We start from the raw sequence: 14833 nt of genomic DNA, 5'->3' as shown, positions 1-14833 counted from the left end.
CGCCGGCACCAGCCCGATCACCCGCGCCTCCGGCAGGACCCACAGCGTCCAAGCCCGCTTCGCCCGCAACGACCGCCTCGCCGATGCCCTCCAGAGACAAGCGTTCTCCGCCATCAACACCTCGCCCGGCGCTCGGCGCTACTACGACAAGCAGCGCGCCCGCGACTCGGGCTACAACCCCGCCCTGCGCCAGCTCGGCAACCGCCTCGTCGGCATCCTCCACGGCTGCCTCAAGACCCGTACCCACTACGACGAGGCCACCGCGTGGTCACACCACGCAACCCCCACCACCGCCGCTTGACATCAAAACGCCATGGGATGTCTGACCGGCTCCGGCCGCGGGCCGGGAACATTCCGGCGTTCTCCGGCCGCAGACCCCCTTGCCGGATTCCTGTGGTTGAGCAAATCTTTCAGCGACGGCCCGTCCACCCCCCACCGGTGTCCGGGTGCCCGACCGGCTTCTCCCGCGCCCCGGACGCACGCCGGGACGGGCCGTCCCGCTCCTTCCCCGCTCACTCCCCCCGGTGCACCTTGGTGTTGGACGCCTGGGCGCGGGGCCGCACCACCAGCAGGTCGACATTGACATGGGACGGCCGGGTGACCGTCCAGGCGATGGTGTCGGCGACGTCCTCGGCGGTGAGCGGCTCGGCCACCCCCTGGTAGACCCGCCCGGCCCGCTCCCGGTCGCCGCCGAACCGGACCAGGGAGAATTCGTCGGTCTTCACCATGCCGGGGGCGATCTCGATCACCCGGACCGGCTCGCCCACCAGTTCCAGGCGCAGCGTCCGGGCGAGCACATGGGCGCCGTGCTTGGCGGCCACATAGCCCGCGCCGCCCTCATAGGTGCCGTGCCCGGCGGTGGAGGTGACCACCACCACGGTGCCGTCACCGCCGGCGCGCAGCGCCGGCAGCAGCACCTGGGTCATGTGCAGCACGCCCATCACATTGACCTCGTACATGGCCCGCCAGTCCGCCGGGTCGCCGGTGGCCACCGGGTCCAGGCCCAGGGCGCCGCCGGCGTTGTTCACCAGCACGTCGCAGCCGCCCAGCCAGGCGCCGAACTCCTCGACGTCCGCCCGCCGGGTCACATCCAGCGGGCGGGCCACCGCCCGGTGGCCGCTCCCGGTCAGCTCCCGCGCCAGCGCCTCGATCCGCTCGGCACGCCGGGCGGTCAGCACCACCCGGAAGCCCGCCGCGGCCAGCCGCCGGGCGGTCGCCGCGCCGATCCCGCTGCTCGCCCCCGTCACCACCGCCGTACGCACCGTCATCCGCCGCCTTCCGCTCCGTCCGTTCCGCCGCCGTACAGCCGCATACGACCGCACGGCCGCGCTGCCTCTCACATGATCACAGCAGCCCGGCGGGCGGATGCGGGCGGGCCGGTGCCCGGGCCGCCGGACACGGCGGGCGCCACCGGCGCCTCGGCTCAGCCGCGGGCGGCGCGGCGGGCGGCCTCGACGGCCCAGTAGGTGAGGACGACGTCGGCGCCGGCCCGCTTGAAGGCCAGCAGCGACTCGTCGATGGCGCGCTCCCGCTCGATCCAGCCCTGCCCGGCCGCGGCCTCGATCATCGCGTACTCGCCGGAGACCTGGTACGCGGCCACCGGCACGGCCACCTCGTCGGCGACCCTGCGCAGCACGTCCAGATACGGCAGCCCCGGCTTGACCATCACCATGTCCGCGCCCTCGGCCAGGTCCAGGGCCAGCTCGCGCAGCGCCTCCCGGGCGTTCGCCGGATCCTGCTGGTACGTCGTGCGGTCCCCGGTCAGCCCGGACTCCACCGCGTCCCGGAACGGGCCGTAGAAGGCGGAGGTGTACTTGGCGGTGTAGGCGAGCAGCGACACCTCCTGGTGGCCGGCCTCGTCCAGCGCCCGCCGGACATGGCCGATCTGGCCGTCCATCATCCCGCTCGGGCCCAGTACCCGGGCCCCGGCCTCCGCCTGCACCAGCGCCATCTCGGCATAGCGGGCCAGCGTGGCGTCGTTGTCCACCCGGCCGTGCCCGTCCAGCACCCCGCAGTGGCCGTGATCGGTGGACTCGTCCAGGCAGAGGTCGGACATGATCACCAGTGCCTCGCCCACCTCCGCCCGCACATCCCGGATGGCCACCTGGAGGATGCCCTCCGGGTCGGTACCGGCGGAGCCGACGGCGTCCTTGGTCTCCGGCACGCCGAACAGCATGATCCCGCTGACCCCGGCCTCCAGCGCCTCCACGGCGGCCTTGCGCAGCGAGTCCCGGGTGTGCTGCACCACGCCGGGCATGGACGCCAGCGGAACGGGCTCGGCGGCCCCCTCCCGGACGAACGCGGGCAGCACCAGATCGGCGGGATGCACCCGGTGCTCCGCCACCATCCGCCGCAGCGCGGGCGTGGCCCGCAGCCGCCGCGGACGCGTCCCGGGAAACTCCCCGTACCCACTGCTCACAGCGCTGCTCCTCCACCGGCCGGCGACCCCGCCGATGCTACTCCCCCGCCGGGGGCCGGGTCGGGCCGCCGCCGGGGACCCGGCGGCGGCACCCCGGTCACTTCGCCCGGGCGCGGCGGCGCTGCGGACGCTTCTCGCTGGGACGCTTGAGCACCTCGCCCGCGGCCAGCGCCGCCGCCCGACGCTTGGCGCCGAACTCCGCCAGCGCCTCCGCGAGCCGCAGCGCCGACGGCTCGGGCGCCATCACATCCACCCGCAGCCCGTGCTCCTCCGCGGTCTTCGCGGTCGCCGGGCCGATGCAGGCGATCACCGTCACATGGTGCGGCTTGCCCGCGATGCCGACCAGGTTCCGCACCGTGGAGGAGGAGGTGAACAGCACCGCGTCGAAGCCGCCGCCCTTGATCGCCTCCCGGGTCTCGGCCGGCGGCGGCGAGGCGCGCACCGTGCGGTACGCGGTCACGTCGTCCACCTCCCAGCCCAGCTCCACCAGGCCCGCCACCAGTGTCTCGGTGGCGATGTCGGCCCGCGGCAGCAGCACCCGGTCGATCGGGTCGAAGACCGGGTCGTACGGCGGCCAGTCCTCCAGCAGCCCGGCCGCGGACTGCTCGCCGCTGGGCACCAGATCCGGCCGCACGCCGAAGTCGATCAGCGCCCGCGCGGTCTGCTCGCCGACCGCCGCCACCTTGATCCCGGCGAACGCCCGGGCGTCCAGCCCGTACTCCTCGAACTTCTCCCGCACCGCCTTGACCGCGTTCACCGAGGTGAAGGCGATCCACTCGTAGCGGCCGGTGACCAGGCCCTTGACCGCCCGGTCCATCTGCTGCGGGGTGCGCGGCGGCTCCACCGCGATGGTCGGCACCTCGCTGGGCACCGCGCCATAGCTGCGCAGCTGCTCGCTCAGCGCACCCGCCTGCTCCTTGGTGCGCGGCACCAGCACCCGCCAGCCGAACAGCGGCTTGGACTCGAACCAGGCCAGCGACTCCTGCCGGGCCGCGGCCCGCTCTCCGACCACCGCTATGACGGAACGTTCTCCCTCGGGCGAGGGCAGCACCTTGGCGGTCTTCAGGGCCCGCTCCACCGTGCCCAGCGTGGCGTTCCAGGTGCGCTGCCGGGTGGTGGTGCCGCCGACCGTCACCGACACCGGGGTGTCCGGCTTGCGCCCGGCCGAGATCAGCCGGGTGGCCATGGCGCCCACCCCGGCCAGCGTGGTGGACAGCACCGCCGTGACATCGCTGCCGCCGATCTCGCTCCAGCAGCGGTCGTCCGCGGTGCGCGCGTCGACCAGCCGCACATCGGCGCGGTCCTCGGCGCGCAGCGGCACCCCGGCGTAGGCGGCCACCCCGACCGCCTCGGTGATGCCCGGCACCACCTCGAAGGTGATGCCCTCGGCCGAGCAGGCCAGCATCTCGGCGGTGGTGTCCGCGTCCAGCACCGGATCGCCCGCTACCGCACGGACCACCCGCTTGCCGCGGCGCGCGGCCCGCATGACAAGATCTGCTGCATCGCCGGTCCGCTCCGCGACGGCCGACGGTGACACCTCTTCATGCCCGCCATGCGCGCCATGCGTGCCCTGCCCGGCGCCGGCCGTGCCGTCGGCACCGGCCGCCGGGGCGGACTGCCCGGCGGATGCCGCGGCGTCCGCGGCGGCTGCGGCCTTCCCGGTGTCGCCGGCGTCCGGCGCGGACCGGAGCGGAACCTCCGCCCCCGGCCGGATGTGCGCGGCGACCACCTCGTACACCCCGGGGTCGGCGATCAGGACATCCGCCTGCGCCAGCGCCTCCACGGCGCGAAGCGTCAGCAGACCCGGATCACCCGGTCCGGCCCCGAGGAAGGTGACGTGCCCGTGGGAAAGGGCGGCCGGCTGTGCCGGCTGCGTCATGCGCCGGACCGGCTGCGCGGGCTGTGCGGGCTGTGCGGTGGTGGGGCTCAATGTGCTCGCTCCCCCATCAGACCGGCCGCGCCCTTCGCAAGCATCTCGGCGGCGAGTTCGCGGCCCATGCGATCGGCATGGCGCAGCGCCTCCCCGGGGGACGCCGGTACGGGACCGGTGGCGGACAACTGCACCAGCGTGGAGCCGTCGGTGGTGCCGACGGCGCCCCGCAGATGCAGCATGGTTACTTCTGCTGCTCCTGCTGCTTCCGGACGGTACGGGTCCGGACCCGGCCCGTCGGCGTGCAGGCCGGCCAGCGCCCCCACGGGCGCGCTGCAGCCGGCCTCCAGTGCCGCGAGCAGGGCTCGCTCCGCGGTCACGGCGACCCGGGTGGGCGGGTCGTCGAGCCCGGAGAGTTCCGCGATCAGCTCCGCGTCGGACGCGGCGCATTCGATCACCAGTGCCCCCTGGCCGGGGGCGGGCAGGACCGCGTCGGTGGGCAGGGCCTCGGTGATCTCCGAGGCCAGGCCGGCCCGGTGCAGCCCGGCGGCGGCGAGCACGACGGCGTCGAGCGCGCCGGAGCGCACGTACCCGATCCGGGTGTCGACATTCCCCCGGAGCGGAACCGTTGTGATCTCGCAACCCAGTTGCCTGGCCCAAGCATGCAATTGCGCCCGGCGACGCGGCGAGCCGGTACCGATCCGGGGCGGCGGCCGGTCGCCGGCGAGCGATGCCGCGGCGAGCTCCGCGAAGCCCAGCCCGTCCCGTGCCACCAGTGCGTCCCGGGCGTCGGCCCGGGCCGGGACGGCGGCCTGCACCAGCTCCCCGGGCTGCGCGGTGGGCAGGTCCTTGAGCGAATGCACGGCAAGGTCGATCTCGCCCCGCAGCAGCGCCTCGCGCAGCGCCGAGACAAACACCCCGGTGCCGCCGATCTGCGCCAGCTCCTCCCGCGAGATGTCGCCGTATGTGGTGATCTCCACCAGTTCCACCGGCCGCCCGGTCAGCTCCCTGACCCGTTCGGCCATCATCCCGGACTGGGCCAGGGCCAGCCTGCTGCGCCGCGTGCCCAGCCGTAGCGCCCTCATGACCGCCGCCCCCTTTCCGCTTCCGCTGCCGACCGGTCCCGGGCGGCCGGCGGTCGTCCCCCGCCGGGCTCGCCGTGTTCCGGCCGGCTGACCGCCGCGACCCGCTGCGGGTCGAGGTTGAACAGCTCGCGCAGCGCATGCGCGTAATCGGCGCCGCCCGGTTCACCGGCCAGCTCCTTGACCCGCACGGTGGGCGCGTGCAGCAGCTTGTCCACCACCCGGCGCACGGTCTGTGCGATCTCGGCGCGCTGCTTGTCGTCCAGGCCGGGCAGCCGCCCCTCCAGCCGGGCCAGCTCGCCCGCCACCACACCGGAGGCCATGGTGCGCAGCGCGACCACGGTCGGGGTGATGTGCGCGGCCCGCTGCGCGGCCCGGAACGCCGCCACCTCCTCGGCCACGATCCCGCGCGCCGCCTCCACATCGGCGGCCAGCGGCGCGTCGGCGGAGGCTTCGGCCAGCGACTCGATGTCCACCAGCCGGGCGCCGGTCAGCCGGTGCACGCCCGCGTCCACATCGCGCGGCATGGCCAGGTCCAGCAGGGCCAGCGGCCGGCCGGCCGGCCGGCGCTCCACCGCGCCGCGCACCGCCTCGGTGGTCAGCACCAGCCCGGTGGCGCCGGTGCAGGACACCACCAGATCGGCCACGGCCAGCTCGGCCGCCACCGAGATGGCGTTGATCGGCACCGCGCGGACCGGGCGCAGCCGGTGCTCCCCGGCCGGGGCGCCGCCGTCCGCGCCCCAGATCCCGGCCAGGTTCTCGGCCAGCCGTTCGGCGCGCTCCACGGTCCGGTTGGCGATCACCAGTTCGGCCACTCCGGCCCTGGCCAGGGTGGCCGCGGCCAGCGAGGACATCGAACCCGCCCCGATCACCAGGGCCCGCCGCCCGGCGGGCCAGCCGCCGGGTTCCCCGTCGCCCCGCCCGGCCCCGTCGCCCCCGGCCCGCGCGGGCCCGCCCGGGGCGGCTGCCAGTTGCCGCAGCCCGAAGGTGACCAGGGACTGGCCGGCCCGGTCGATGCCGGTCTCGGTGTGCGCCCGCTTGCCCACCCGCAGCGCCTGCTGGAACAACTCGTTCAGCAGCCGGCCGGCGGTGTTCTCGTCCTGCGCCAGGGCGAGCGCGTCCTTGATCTGGCCGAGGATCTGGCCCTCGCCCACCACCATCGAGTCCAGGCCGCAGGCCACCGAGAACAGGTGGTGCACGGCCCGGTCCTCGTAGTGCACATAGAGGTAGGGGGTCAGCTCGTCCGCCCTGACCCCGCTGTGCCGGGCCAGCAGCCGGGTGCACTCGGCCACCCCGTCGTGGAAGCGGCCGACGGCCGCATAGACCTCGATCCGGTTGCAGGTGGACAGCACCGCGGCCTCCAGGGCGCCGTCGCCGTCCGAGACCTCGACCAGGTCGCGCAGCAGCTTGCCGCGCGCCTCGGGGGCCAGCGCGGCCCGCTCCAGCACGCTGACCGGCGCGCTGCGGTGAGAGAGACCGACGACCAGCAGGCTCATGCGGGCATCACCGCCGGGGCGCTGTCCGTTCCGCCGTCCGAGTCCGGTCCGCCGTCCGGCCGGGCGGGCTGCCCCTCCCGGTCCGTCCGGCCGCGGGTGACCGCGGCAGTGGCCGGCGGTTCCACGGGGGTGACCTCGCCGTTCTCGGGCTCCGGCAGCGCGGCGGCGTTCTCGCCGGCCTTGCGCTGCTCATGGAAGGCGAGGATCTGGAGCTCGATGGAGAGATCCACCTTGCGCACATCCACCCCGTCCGGCACGGCCAGCACGCTGGGCGCGAAGTTCAGGATGGAGCTGACCCCGGCGGCCACCAGCCGGTCGCAGACCTGCTGGGCCGCCCCGGCCGGGGTGGCGATCACGCCGATGGACACACCGTTCTCCTCCACGACCCGCTCCAGCTCGTCGCTGTGGAGCACGGTCAGTCCGGCCACCTGCCGGCCGGCCAGCTCCGGGTCGGCGTCGATCAGGCCGACCACCCGGAAGCCCCGGGAGGCGAAGCCGCCGTAGTTGGCCAGGGCCGCGCCGAGATTACCGATCCCGACGATCACCACCGGCCAGTCCTGGGTGAGACCGAGCTCACGCGAGATCTGGTAGACGAGATACTCCACGTCGTACCCGACGCCCCGGGTGCCGTAGCTGCCCAGGTAGGAGAAATCCTTGCGCAGCTTGGCGGAATTCACCCCGGCCGCACCGGCGAGTTCCTCCGAGGAAACCGTGGGGACCGAGCGCTCGGACAGTGCGGTCAGCGCGCGCAGATACAGGGGGAGCCGGGCGACCGTCGCCTCGGGAATCCCTCGGCTGCGAGTCGCCGGTCGATGGGGTCGGCCAGTTGCCACGGTGCTCCTGCCGGTCGAGCGAAGCGGTGCGCGGCCCCTGACATCCGGACCGCCCAGTAGGTGCCAGGCTATGCCCTTGTGAACGCGTGCACAAAGATACTGTCCGTTATGTCCGTGCAAAGTGACCGGTGCCACAGATGCGCAGTGGGACACCGGACCACACTCCTCACGTTTACCCCCGGGCAGACAAAACGACCTCGAATGGTAAGCGAAAACGCGCCATACCGCACGTTCCGCTATCGGTCCGGTATCGGGCGGAGACTTTCCCGCCGCCCGCCCGGGCGACGGCCCGGCTACCCGCCCAGTGCGGCCCGCAGCCGCTCCGGCTTCACCCGCCAGAAGTCGTGCTGTTTTCCGTCCACCAGCACCACCGGGATCTGCTCCCAGTACTCGTCGTAGAGCTTCTGGTCTGCTGTGATGTCCCTCTCCTCCCACGCCGCCCCGAGTTCGGCGCACACCTCGGCGACCACCGTCCGGGCCTCGTCGCAGAGATGACATCCGGGCTTTCCGATCAGCGTGACCAGGCGGTCACCGGGGTCGCGGGGGCGGTTTCCGCCGGAGCGGTGCAGCAGGGGAGTCATGGCAGCCATTGTGCAGCGCCGCTCCATGCCGGGGACACCTGCGCGCCACCGGCCGGTCGGCCCCGGGCCGTTATGCTCGACGCATGCGCCGCCCGTCCCGCACCGAAGCCGCCGGCCCGAGCGAGCTCGCCGGCGTGGCCTCGGCCGAGGCGGCCCTGAGCGCCCTGCCCGGCCCCGCCGCCCCCGTTGCGGAATTCCCGGTTCCGGGCGATGTACGTGCCGCCGCCTTCTTCGATCTTGACAATACGATCATGCAGGGCGCGGCGATCTTCCATCTCGGCCGCGGGCTGTACAAACGCAAGTTCTTCCGGAAACGCGAACTTCTGCGCTTCGCCTGGCAGCAGGCCTATTTCCGGCTGATCGGCGATGAGCACGCAGGTCACATGCAGGATGCACAGGACAGCGCACTGTCGATCGTCCGCGGTCACCGGGTGTCGGAATTGACCGCGATCGCGGAAGAGGTCTACGACGAGAATCTGGCCGGCCGGATGTGGCCGGGCACCCGGGCCCTGGCCCAGGCCCATCTGGACGCCGGACAGCGGGTCTGGCTGGTCACCGCGGCACCGGTGGAGATGGCGACCATCATCGCCCGGCGGCTCGGGCTGACCGGCGCGCTCGGCACGGTGGCCGAATCGGTGGCCGGTGCCTACACCGGGCGCCTGGTCGGCGAGCCGCTGCACGGGCCGGCCAAGGCGGCGGCGGTCCGGGCGCTGGCCGAGGCCGAGCACCTGGACCTGGCCCGGTGCGCCGCGTACAGCGACTCGGCCAACGACATCCCGATGCTCTCCCTGGTCGGCCACCCGTATGCGATCAATCCGGACAGCCGGCTGCGGGCGCACGCCCGGCGGCACGGCTGGCGGCTGCGCGACTACCGCACCGGCCGCAAGACCATCCGGGTCGGAGTGCCCGCCGCGGCCGGCGCCGGTGCCGCGGTGGGCGGCGCCTTCGCCGCCCTGGCGCTGCAGCGCCGCCGCCGCTGAGCAGGGGCCCGCGCGGCCCATCCGGGAGTTCTACCCCGGCCGGTGCGCCGGCAGACCGCCCAAGGCCGGCCGAATGAACTCGGTCCCCCATCGGATCGAAGCAGTCTCAGACCGATCAGGTTCAGCATGGCGTTGGCATGGCGCGGCGCGCTCAACGCGTAACACTTCAAACCTAATCGGCGATTTTCGCAACTACGCGTAGCACGTCCTGTACGAAGCGTTATTCTCCTCAGACGCATCCCGGCTCGTGCGTCACCCACCAGGTGACACCCGGGCCGCCCGCACTGCACGTGTTGGAAGCTCTGCCTCTGGGAGTCCCGTGTACCCACACGTCGGGGTTGACGCCTCGGGCCTGGCATCGCTGCGCACCACGGTCATGGACCAGTTGCGCGGCCTCGTCCCCACCGCCGGGCCCCACCTCGCCGCCGCTGTCCCCGCCGGGCCCGCCTACGCCCTGGCCGAAGGCGCGGCAGGCACCGCACCGGTCCGCAGACGGGCCCGCCGCGCGGCCGGCCCCCGCCCGGCGGAGGCGGCCGCTTCGCGCCGTCCCGCCGCCGAGAGCGAGAGCCGCCGCATGATGGATCTCGTCGAACGTGCACAGAGCGGCGAGGCGGAAGCCTTCGGCCGGCTCTACGACCACTATTCCGACACCGTCTACCGCTACATCTACTACCGGGTGGGAGGGCGGGCCACCGCCGAGGACCTCACCAGCGAGACATTCCTGCGCGCCCTGCGCCGGATCGGCACCTTCACCTGGCAGGGCCGCGACTTCGGTGCCTGGCTGGTCACCATCGCCCGCAATCTGGTCGCCGACCACTTCAAGTCCAGCCGCTTCCGGCTGGAGGTCACCACCGGGGAAATGCTGGACGCCAACGAGGTGGAGCGCAGCCCCGAGGACTCGGTGCTGGAGTCGCTGTCCAATTCCGCCCTGCTGGAGGCCGTGCGGCGGCTCAACCCGCAGCAGCAGGAGTGCGTGACCCTGCGCTTTCTGCAGGGCATGTCGGTGGCCGAGACCGCCCGGGTGATGGGCAAGAACGAAGGCGCCATCAAAACCCTCCAGTACCGGGCCGTTCGCACCCTTGCCCGCTTGTTGCCCGACGATGCGCGATAGCTGCTCTCTTCGCGCTACGCAATCGATCGCATGCGATCAGTCAGATCATCATCCAGCCGTAACCCGAGTGCCCGGCCGGTCGTTGTCGGGTTGCAGGCTTCCTGTAGCCGCGGGTCGGAAAGCCGCGGCCGAGCAGCGGGAAGCCCATCGTGCAGACGAGAGGAGGTGCCGCCCGTGCTCGGTTCCGTGACGGGCCGGCGGGCCAACGCCTTCGCCCGGGCTCTCGACGAGCAGGCCCCAGGCGACCCGGGAGCCGGCGGGGGGACGGCGGCGGACCCGATTCCGGACCTGGCTCCGGCCCCGCCGGAGCACAGCACGCCGGAGGAGACCGCCGAACGCACCACCCTGCTGGCCCTGGCGGACGGGCTGCGCGCCCTGCCCAGACCGGCCATGAGCGCCGAGACAAAAACGGTCCAGCGGGCCAGGCTGGTGGCCGCCATGGAGGCCATGGAGAGCTCCCCAGGCGGCGAACGCGTCCCCGGCCTGCCGGACCAGCGGGACGGCAGGCGCGGCAGCCACCGCGTCACCCCGGCCCACGCCCTGGCCCGGCTGCGCCCGAGGTCCCGGCTGACCAAAGGGCTCACGGCGGGCGGACTGACCGTCGGGGTGGCCGCGGGGGCCTTCGGCGGGGTCGCCGCGGCCTCCACCGACGCCCTGCCGGGCGACACCCTCTACGGCCTCAAGCGGGGCATAGAGGACTTCCGCCTGGACCTCGCCCGGGGCGACGCCGACCGCGGCAAGATCTACCTCGACCACGCCTCCACCCGGCTGAACGAGGCCCGTCGGCTGATGGAGCGCCAGAAGGCCGGCGATCTGGACACCGAGCAGGTGGCCGAGGTGCGCACCGCCCTGGCAAGCATGCACGGGGACGCCGCCGAGGGGCACCGGCTGCTCAGCGAGTCCTACGAACGGGACGGCGAGCTGGGCCCGATGCTCACCCTGTCGTCCTTCCACGACCGGCACGGCACCACCTGGCACGAGCTGCGCGGCAAGCTGCCGCCGGAGCTCTCCGACGTCAGCGAGGACGTCAGCGAGCTGTTCGACGCCATAGCGGACGATCTGGAGCCGCTCCAGGACGTGCTGCCGCGGCGGGCGGACGACCGGCCGCCGGTCCCGGCACAGCCCGGTGAGGGGGCCACCGGGGCCGGTCCGCTGACGGAGTCGCCGTACCCGGCGGAACCCAGCCCCTCGGGCAGTGGTCCCTCTCCCGAGGCATCGGCCGAGGGGGACGCGGGCGCCGGAGAGCCGTCCGTCTCCTCCCCGTCGGCCGAGACCGGGACCCCGGACGGCGACAGCGGGCTGCTGGGCGGCGGCGGGCTGCTCGACCCGGGTCTGGACACCGGCAGTGGCGAGGAGGACACCGGGGAGGCCACCGAGTCCCCGGGCACCGGAGAGGAGACCCAGTCCCCCGAGCCGGACGTCACCATTCCGCCGCTCATCGACGGACTGCTCCCGAGCCTCGGCCTCGACATAACTCCGGACGACTGACCCCGTTCGCTGTTCGGGGGCCGGCGAAATCCGAGGGGCGGTTCCGGACACCTTGCCGGTGTCCGGAACCGCCCCTCGACGGCTTCGCGGAGCCGTGTGAGCACGGTGCTCATCAGTACGGCCCTCCCACCCGCGCGGGAAGGAGGGCCGCCATCAGCGGCGCTCGCTCACTTCTTGTTGCGGCGCTGCACTCGCGTGCGCTTCAGAAGCTTGCGGTGCTTCTTCTTCGCCATACGCTTGCGCCGCTTCTTGATGACAGAGCCCACGACTACCCTCGCTTTTATCGATTTCTCGGTGCGGGGCGTCCGAGCCCACACGACCTACACCCGGCCAAGCCTACCGCCCGACCCCTGCGATCGGTTAATCGAGGGGGCGGACGGATCGGCCGGATACGCCGTGTGGGCTTGCGGAAGGGCTTCGCGCGATCCGCGCGCACTGCGCGCGAGGTGTCCTTCGCTACGCGCTCTCGGCGCCGACGAAGGACTCGCGCAGATACTCGTGCACTGCCTGCTCGGGAACCCGGAAGGACCGTCCCACCCGGATCGCCGGCAGATGACCGGCGTGAACCAGGCGGTACACCGTCATCTTGGACACTCGCATCACCGCGGCGACTTCCGCCACGGTCAGGAACTTGGCCTCACTGAGAAGCCTCTCACCAGCTGCCATGTCACACCTGACCTTCCGCACATGTCGGACACCGGCTTCCCCTCCGGTGACTCCCTCTCGCATGTGCGCTCCTCCCCAGGTTAGGGGCGCATGATGCAAGTGGGGAAGAGGTGCTGGAACTGGCTTTTCCCGTGCCAGCAAGCCCGATTGGCCACATAACGGGTGTCTGGACACCCTCCGGGACGCGCTCCCCGGCCGGCCTCGGCTCCCACCGGAAGGACCATGCCCCCGCGCCGCCCCAGAAACACCGCCGGCGCGCCCCGGCCCGTCCGGCCGAAGCCGTCATTGCCGGGCTGACCAGCACCGCAGGACCCAGCCTGGTCAGCCGTCACCACCCCGTGGAGCAGCGCACCACGGTCGGTAAAGACCCCTGGCCCACCCCCCGGAGGGCATCGGCGCGGTCCCGGCGGAGCCGATAGGTGGCAGACGCACGAGTTGGTCTGATCTTCAACAAAAGCCACTTGCTGATCGTCCGTCAGAGAGGTCCACGTACGCCGAATCTCGTCGTTATGTCGATAGATCTCCCCTGCGGCGGGGGGAGACCGGGCCATCAGCCGCCGACGGCGTCTCGGCCAACGATGCGTAGTACCCGGGGAGGCATACGGCGCCCCGGCCCCGGAACCCGGGAACGGGGCGCGAATGTCGCAGGGGGCGCACGCCCCGCGTGGTCAGGGCAGCAGTCCGTGCGCGGGATAAACGGCCCGCCGGCAGGCACGAATGGCCTGGTCCACCGGGTCGGCGGGGTCGTAGCCGTCCTCCCACGCCCGCCAGGCGGGCCGCCGGCCGTCCGTCATCCGTGCCGGGCCGCGCATCCTGGCCAGGGCGTAGACCTGGGCGAGCCACTCCTCGGGGACCGCGGTCTCCGGCTCGACGGGCGCATGGGCGGCGATCGCCACCAGATGCGTCCAGCTCCGCGGCACCACGTCCACGACGGCGTAGCCGCCGCCTCCAAGGGCCAGCCAGCGGCCCGCGGCATGGGAGTGGGCCCAGGAGTGGCAGGCCTCCATGGCGGCCCGCTGAGCGTCCACGCTGAGCGCCAGATGGGCCAGCGGATCGTCGAAGTGGGTGTCCACTCCGTGCTGGCTCACCAGGAACTGGGGGGCGAAGTCCGCCAGCAGCTCGGGCACCACGGCATGCAGGGCACGCAGCCAGCCGGCATCGCCGGTGCCCGGCGGCAGCGGGACGTTCACCGCATATCCCGTGCCGGCGCCGTGTCCGGTCTCCTCCGGCCATCCGGTGCCCGGATAAAGGGTCCGGGGATGCTCGTGCAGGGAAATCGTCAGCACCCTGGGATCGTCCCAGAACGCCGCCTGGACGCCGTCGCCGTGATGCACGTCCACATCTACATAGGCGACCCGTTCGGCGCCGAGTTCCAGCAGCCGGGCAATCGCCAGCGAAGCGTCGTTGTAGACGCAGAAGCCGGCGGCGCTGCCCGGCATCGCGTGGTGCAGGCCGCCCGCGAAGTTGACGGCGTGTTCGGTGGTCCCCTCCCAGACGGCCTCGGCCCCGCCGACCGACTGCCCGGCGATCAGTGAGGAGACTTCGTGCATCCCCCGGAAGGCCGGGGTGTCCGGCGTCCCCAGCCCGTAGTTCTCGTCCGCACCGGCGGGCCTGGCGGAAGCCCGCTTCACAGCATTCACATAGTCCGCCCGGTGCACCAGCTTGAGCGTGGATTCGCCCGCCGGCTTCATCGCCAGCACCTCACACGCCTGTTCCAGCCCGAAAGCCTCCACCAGACGCATCGTCAACGCGAGCCGCACCGGGTCCATTGGATGCCCGGGACCGAAGTTGTACCCGGTGACCGCCTCATCCCAGAGGAGCCACGATCTGCCGCTAGCCATGCGGCAACGCTATACGAAGTCCCTGAACCGAAACAGAAGAAGGGGTCCACCCGGCTCGAAAGCCGGGTGGACCCCTTTTCTCACGTTTTGTTCGGCGGCGTCCTACTCTCCCACACGGTCCCCCATGCAGTACCATCGGCGCAGCAAGGCTTAGCTTCCGGGTTCGGAAAGTAACCGGGCGTACCCCTCACGCTATGACCACCGAAACACCAAGGAACACACAACACCGGTTCCGGGTTGCTGTTCCAGAACCGCACAGTGGACGCGTAGCACCTGCGGACAAGCCCTCGGCCTATTAGTACCGGTCGACTCCACCCCTCACAAGGCTTCCATCCCCGGCCTATCAACCCCGTCATCTCCAGGGAGCCTTACCCCATCAACGTGGGCAGGAGTCCTCATCTCAAAGCCGGCTTCCCGCTTAGATGCCTTCAGCGGTTATCCATCCCGAACGTAGCCAACCAGCCAT

At 72.5% G+C, this 14833-nt stretch carries 13 protein-coding genes, 2 rRNA genes and 1 pseudogene; 4 read left to right on the top strand and 12 right to left on the bottom strand.

Translation table 11 applies throughout. The annotated features are described in order from the left end of the window. A pseudogene (locus BM242_RS28120) lies at nt 1-301 on the top strand (IS110 family transposase); the annotation flags it as partial. Nucleotides 302-512: 211 nt separating this feature from the next. Here BM242_RS28120 and BM242_RS28115 read toward each other — a convergent pair. The 7 genes from BM242_RS28115 to BM242_RS28085 all read right to left on the bottom strand — a co-directional run bounded on the left by BM242_RS28115 (nt 513) and on the right by BM242_RS28085 (nt 8290). Next, entirely contained in the window at nt 513-1268 is a 756-nt protein-coding gene (locus BM242_RS28115) for an SDR family NAD(P)-dependent oxidoreductase (protein ID WP_093841777.1), read from the bottom strand. 155 nt (nt 1269-1423) lie between these two features. Beyond that, nucleotides 1424-2419 (bottom strand): porphobilinogen synthase, encoded by a 996-nt coding sequence (hemB, locus tag BM242_RS28110; protein ID WP_093841776.1) that lies wholly within the window; start codon nt 2417-2419, stop codon nt 1424-1426. 97 nt (nt 2420-2516) lie between these two features. Further along, nucleotides 2517-4298, bottom strand: coding sequence for a bifunctional uroporphyrinogen-III C-methyltransferase/uroporphyrinogen-III synthase (locus BM242_RS28105; protein WP_093841775.1), 1782 nt, complete (start codon nt 4296-4298; stop codon nt 2517-2519). Nucleotides 4299-4345: 47 nt separating this feature from the next. Continuing rightward, the gene (hemC, locus tag BM242_RS28100; protein ID WP_093841774.1) at nt 4346-5374 is read right to left on the bottom strand and encodes a hydroxymethylbilane synthase; all 1029 of its coding nucleotides are present in this window, start codon (nt 5372-5374) and stop codon (nt 4346-4348) included. Beyond that, a complete protein-coding gene (locus BM242_RS28095; protein ID WP_093841773.1) occupies nt 5371-6867 on the bottom strand; it encodes a glutamyl-tRNA reductase in 1497 nt (498 codons plus the stop codon). Before BM242_RS28095 ends, hemC begins: the two co-directional genes overlap by 4 nt. After that, complete coding sequence (locus BM242_RS28090) at nt 6864-7700, bottom strand: redox-sensing transcriptional repressor Rex (RefSeq protein ID WP_245834577.1); 837 nt, start codon at nt 7698-7700, stop codon at nt 6864-6866. The genes BM242_RS28095 and BM242_RS28090 overlap by 4 nt, the downstream gene beginning before the upstream one ends. Before the next feature lie 293 nt (nt 7701-7993). Continuing rightward, complete coding sequence (locus BM242_RS28085; protein WP_093841772.1) at nt 7994-8290, bottom strand: glutaredoxin family protein; 297 nt, start codon at nt 8288-8290, stop codon at nt 7994-7996. 74 nt (nt 8291-8364) lie between these two features. Between BM242_RS28085 and BM242_RS28080 the strand changes: the two genes are divergently transcribed. From BM242_RS28080 to BM242_RS28070, 3 genes are all read left to right on the top strand, one after another. Continuing rightward, the gene (locus BM242_RS28080) at nt 8365-9261 is read left to right on the top strand and encodes an HAD family hydrolase (RefSeq protein ID WP_093841771.1); all 897 of its coding nucleotides are present in this window, start codon (nt 8365-8367) and stop codon (nt 9259-9261) included. A gap of 319 nt (nt 9262-9580) precedes the next feature. After that, nucleotides 9581-10372, top strand: a complete 792-nt coding sequence (locus BM242_RS28075) for an ECF subfamily RNA polymerase sigma factor, BldN family (protein ID WP_093841770.1) — start codon at nt 9581-9583, stop codon at nt 10370-10372. A gap of 174 nt (nt 10373-10546) precedes the next feature. Further along, complete coding sequence (locus tag BM242_RS28070; RefSeq protein ID WP_093841769.1) at nt 10547-11860, top strand: DUF5667 domain-containing protein; 1314 nt, start codon at nt 10547-10549, stop codon at nt 11858-11860. 167 nt (nt 11861-12027) lie between these two features. On the opposite strand, the gene BM242_RS28065 is transcribed toward BM242_RS28070, so the two are convergent. From BM242_RS28065 to BM242_RS28045, 5 genes are all read right to left on the bottom strand, one after another. Next, nucleotides 12028-12126 carry a 30S ribosomal protein bS22 gene (locus BM242_RS28065; RefSeq protein WP_003948845.1) on the bottom strand — a complete coding sequence of 33 codons (99 nt, stop codon included), beginning with the start codon at nt 12124-12126 and terminating at the stop codon, nt 12028-12030. A gap of 190 nt (nt 12127-12316) precedes the next feature. Next, nucleotides 12317-12526, bottom strand: coding sequence for a helix-turn-helix domain-containing protein (locus BM242_RS28060; protein ID WP_093841768.1), 210 nt, complete (start codon nt 12524-12526; stop codon nt 12317-12319). Nucleotides 12527-13194: 668 nt separating this feature from the next. Beyond that, complete coding sequence (locus BM242_RS28055; protein WP_093841767.1) at nt 13195-14367, bottom strand: acetoin utilization protein AcuC; 1173 nt, start codon at nt 14365-14367, stop codon at nt 13195-13197. Between the two features lie 89 nt (nt 14368-14456). Then, nucleotides 14457-14573, bottom strand: a 5S ribosomal RNA gene (gene rrf / locus BM242_RS28050). Between the two features lie 69 nt (nt 14574-14642). Further along, nucleotides 14643-14833 (bottom strand): 23S ribosomal RNA (locus BM242_RS28045); the annotation flags it as partial.

The sequence above is a fragment of the Streptomyces aidingensis genome (assembly GCF_900112355.1).
GTDB classification, from domain to species: domain Bacteria; phylum Actinomycetota; class Actinomycetes; order Streptomycetales; family Streptomycetaceae; genus Streptomyces; species Streptomyces aidingensis.
This window is presented reverse-complemented; position numbering and strand designations above follow the sequence as displayed.

What these genes read in the sequence shown, in the direction of transcription:
- BM242_RS28115 (WP_093841777.1), bottom strand. Translation starts at nt 1,268, where the DNA reads ATGACGGTGCGTACGGCGGTGGTGACGGGGGCGAGCAGCGGGATCGGC.
- BM242_RS28105 (WP_093841775.1), bottom strand. Translation starts at nt 4,298, where the DNA reads ATGACGCAGCCGGCACAGCCGGCCGCCCTTTCCCACGGGCACGTCACC.
- hemC (WP_093841774.1), bottom strand. Translation starts at nt 5,374, where the DNA reads ATGAGGGCGCTACGGCTGGGCACGCGGCGCAGCAGGCTGGCCCTGGCC.
- BM242_RS28095 (WP_093841773.1), bottom strand. Translation starts at nt 6,867, where the DNA reads ATGAGCCTGCTGGTCGTCGGTCTCTCTCACCGCAGCGCGCCGGTCAGC.
- BM242_RS28085 (WP_093841772.1), bottom strand. Translation starts at nt 8,290, where the DNA reads ATGGCTGCCATGACTCCCCTGCTGCACCGCTCCGGCGGAAACCGCCCC.
- BM242_RS28080 (WP_093841771.1), top strand. Translation starts at nt 8,365, where the DNA reads ATGCGCCGCCCGTCCCGCACCGAAGCCGCCGGCCCGAGCGAGCTCGCC.
- BM242_RS28060 (WP_093841768.1), bottom strand. Translation starts at nt 12,526, where the DNA reads ATGGCAGCTGGTGAGAGGCTTCTCAGTGAGGCCAAGTTCCTGACCGTG.
- BM242_RS28055 (WP_093841767.1), bottom strand. Translation starts at nt 14,367, where the DNA reads ATGGCTAGCGGCAGATCGTGGCTCCTCTGGGATGAGGCGGTCACCGGG.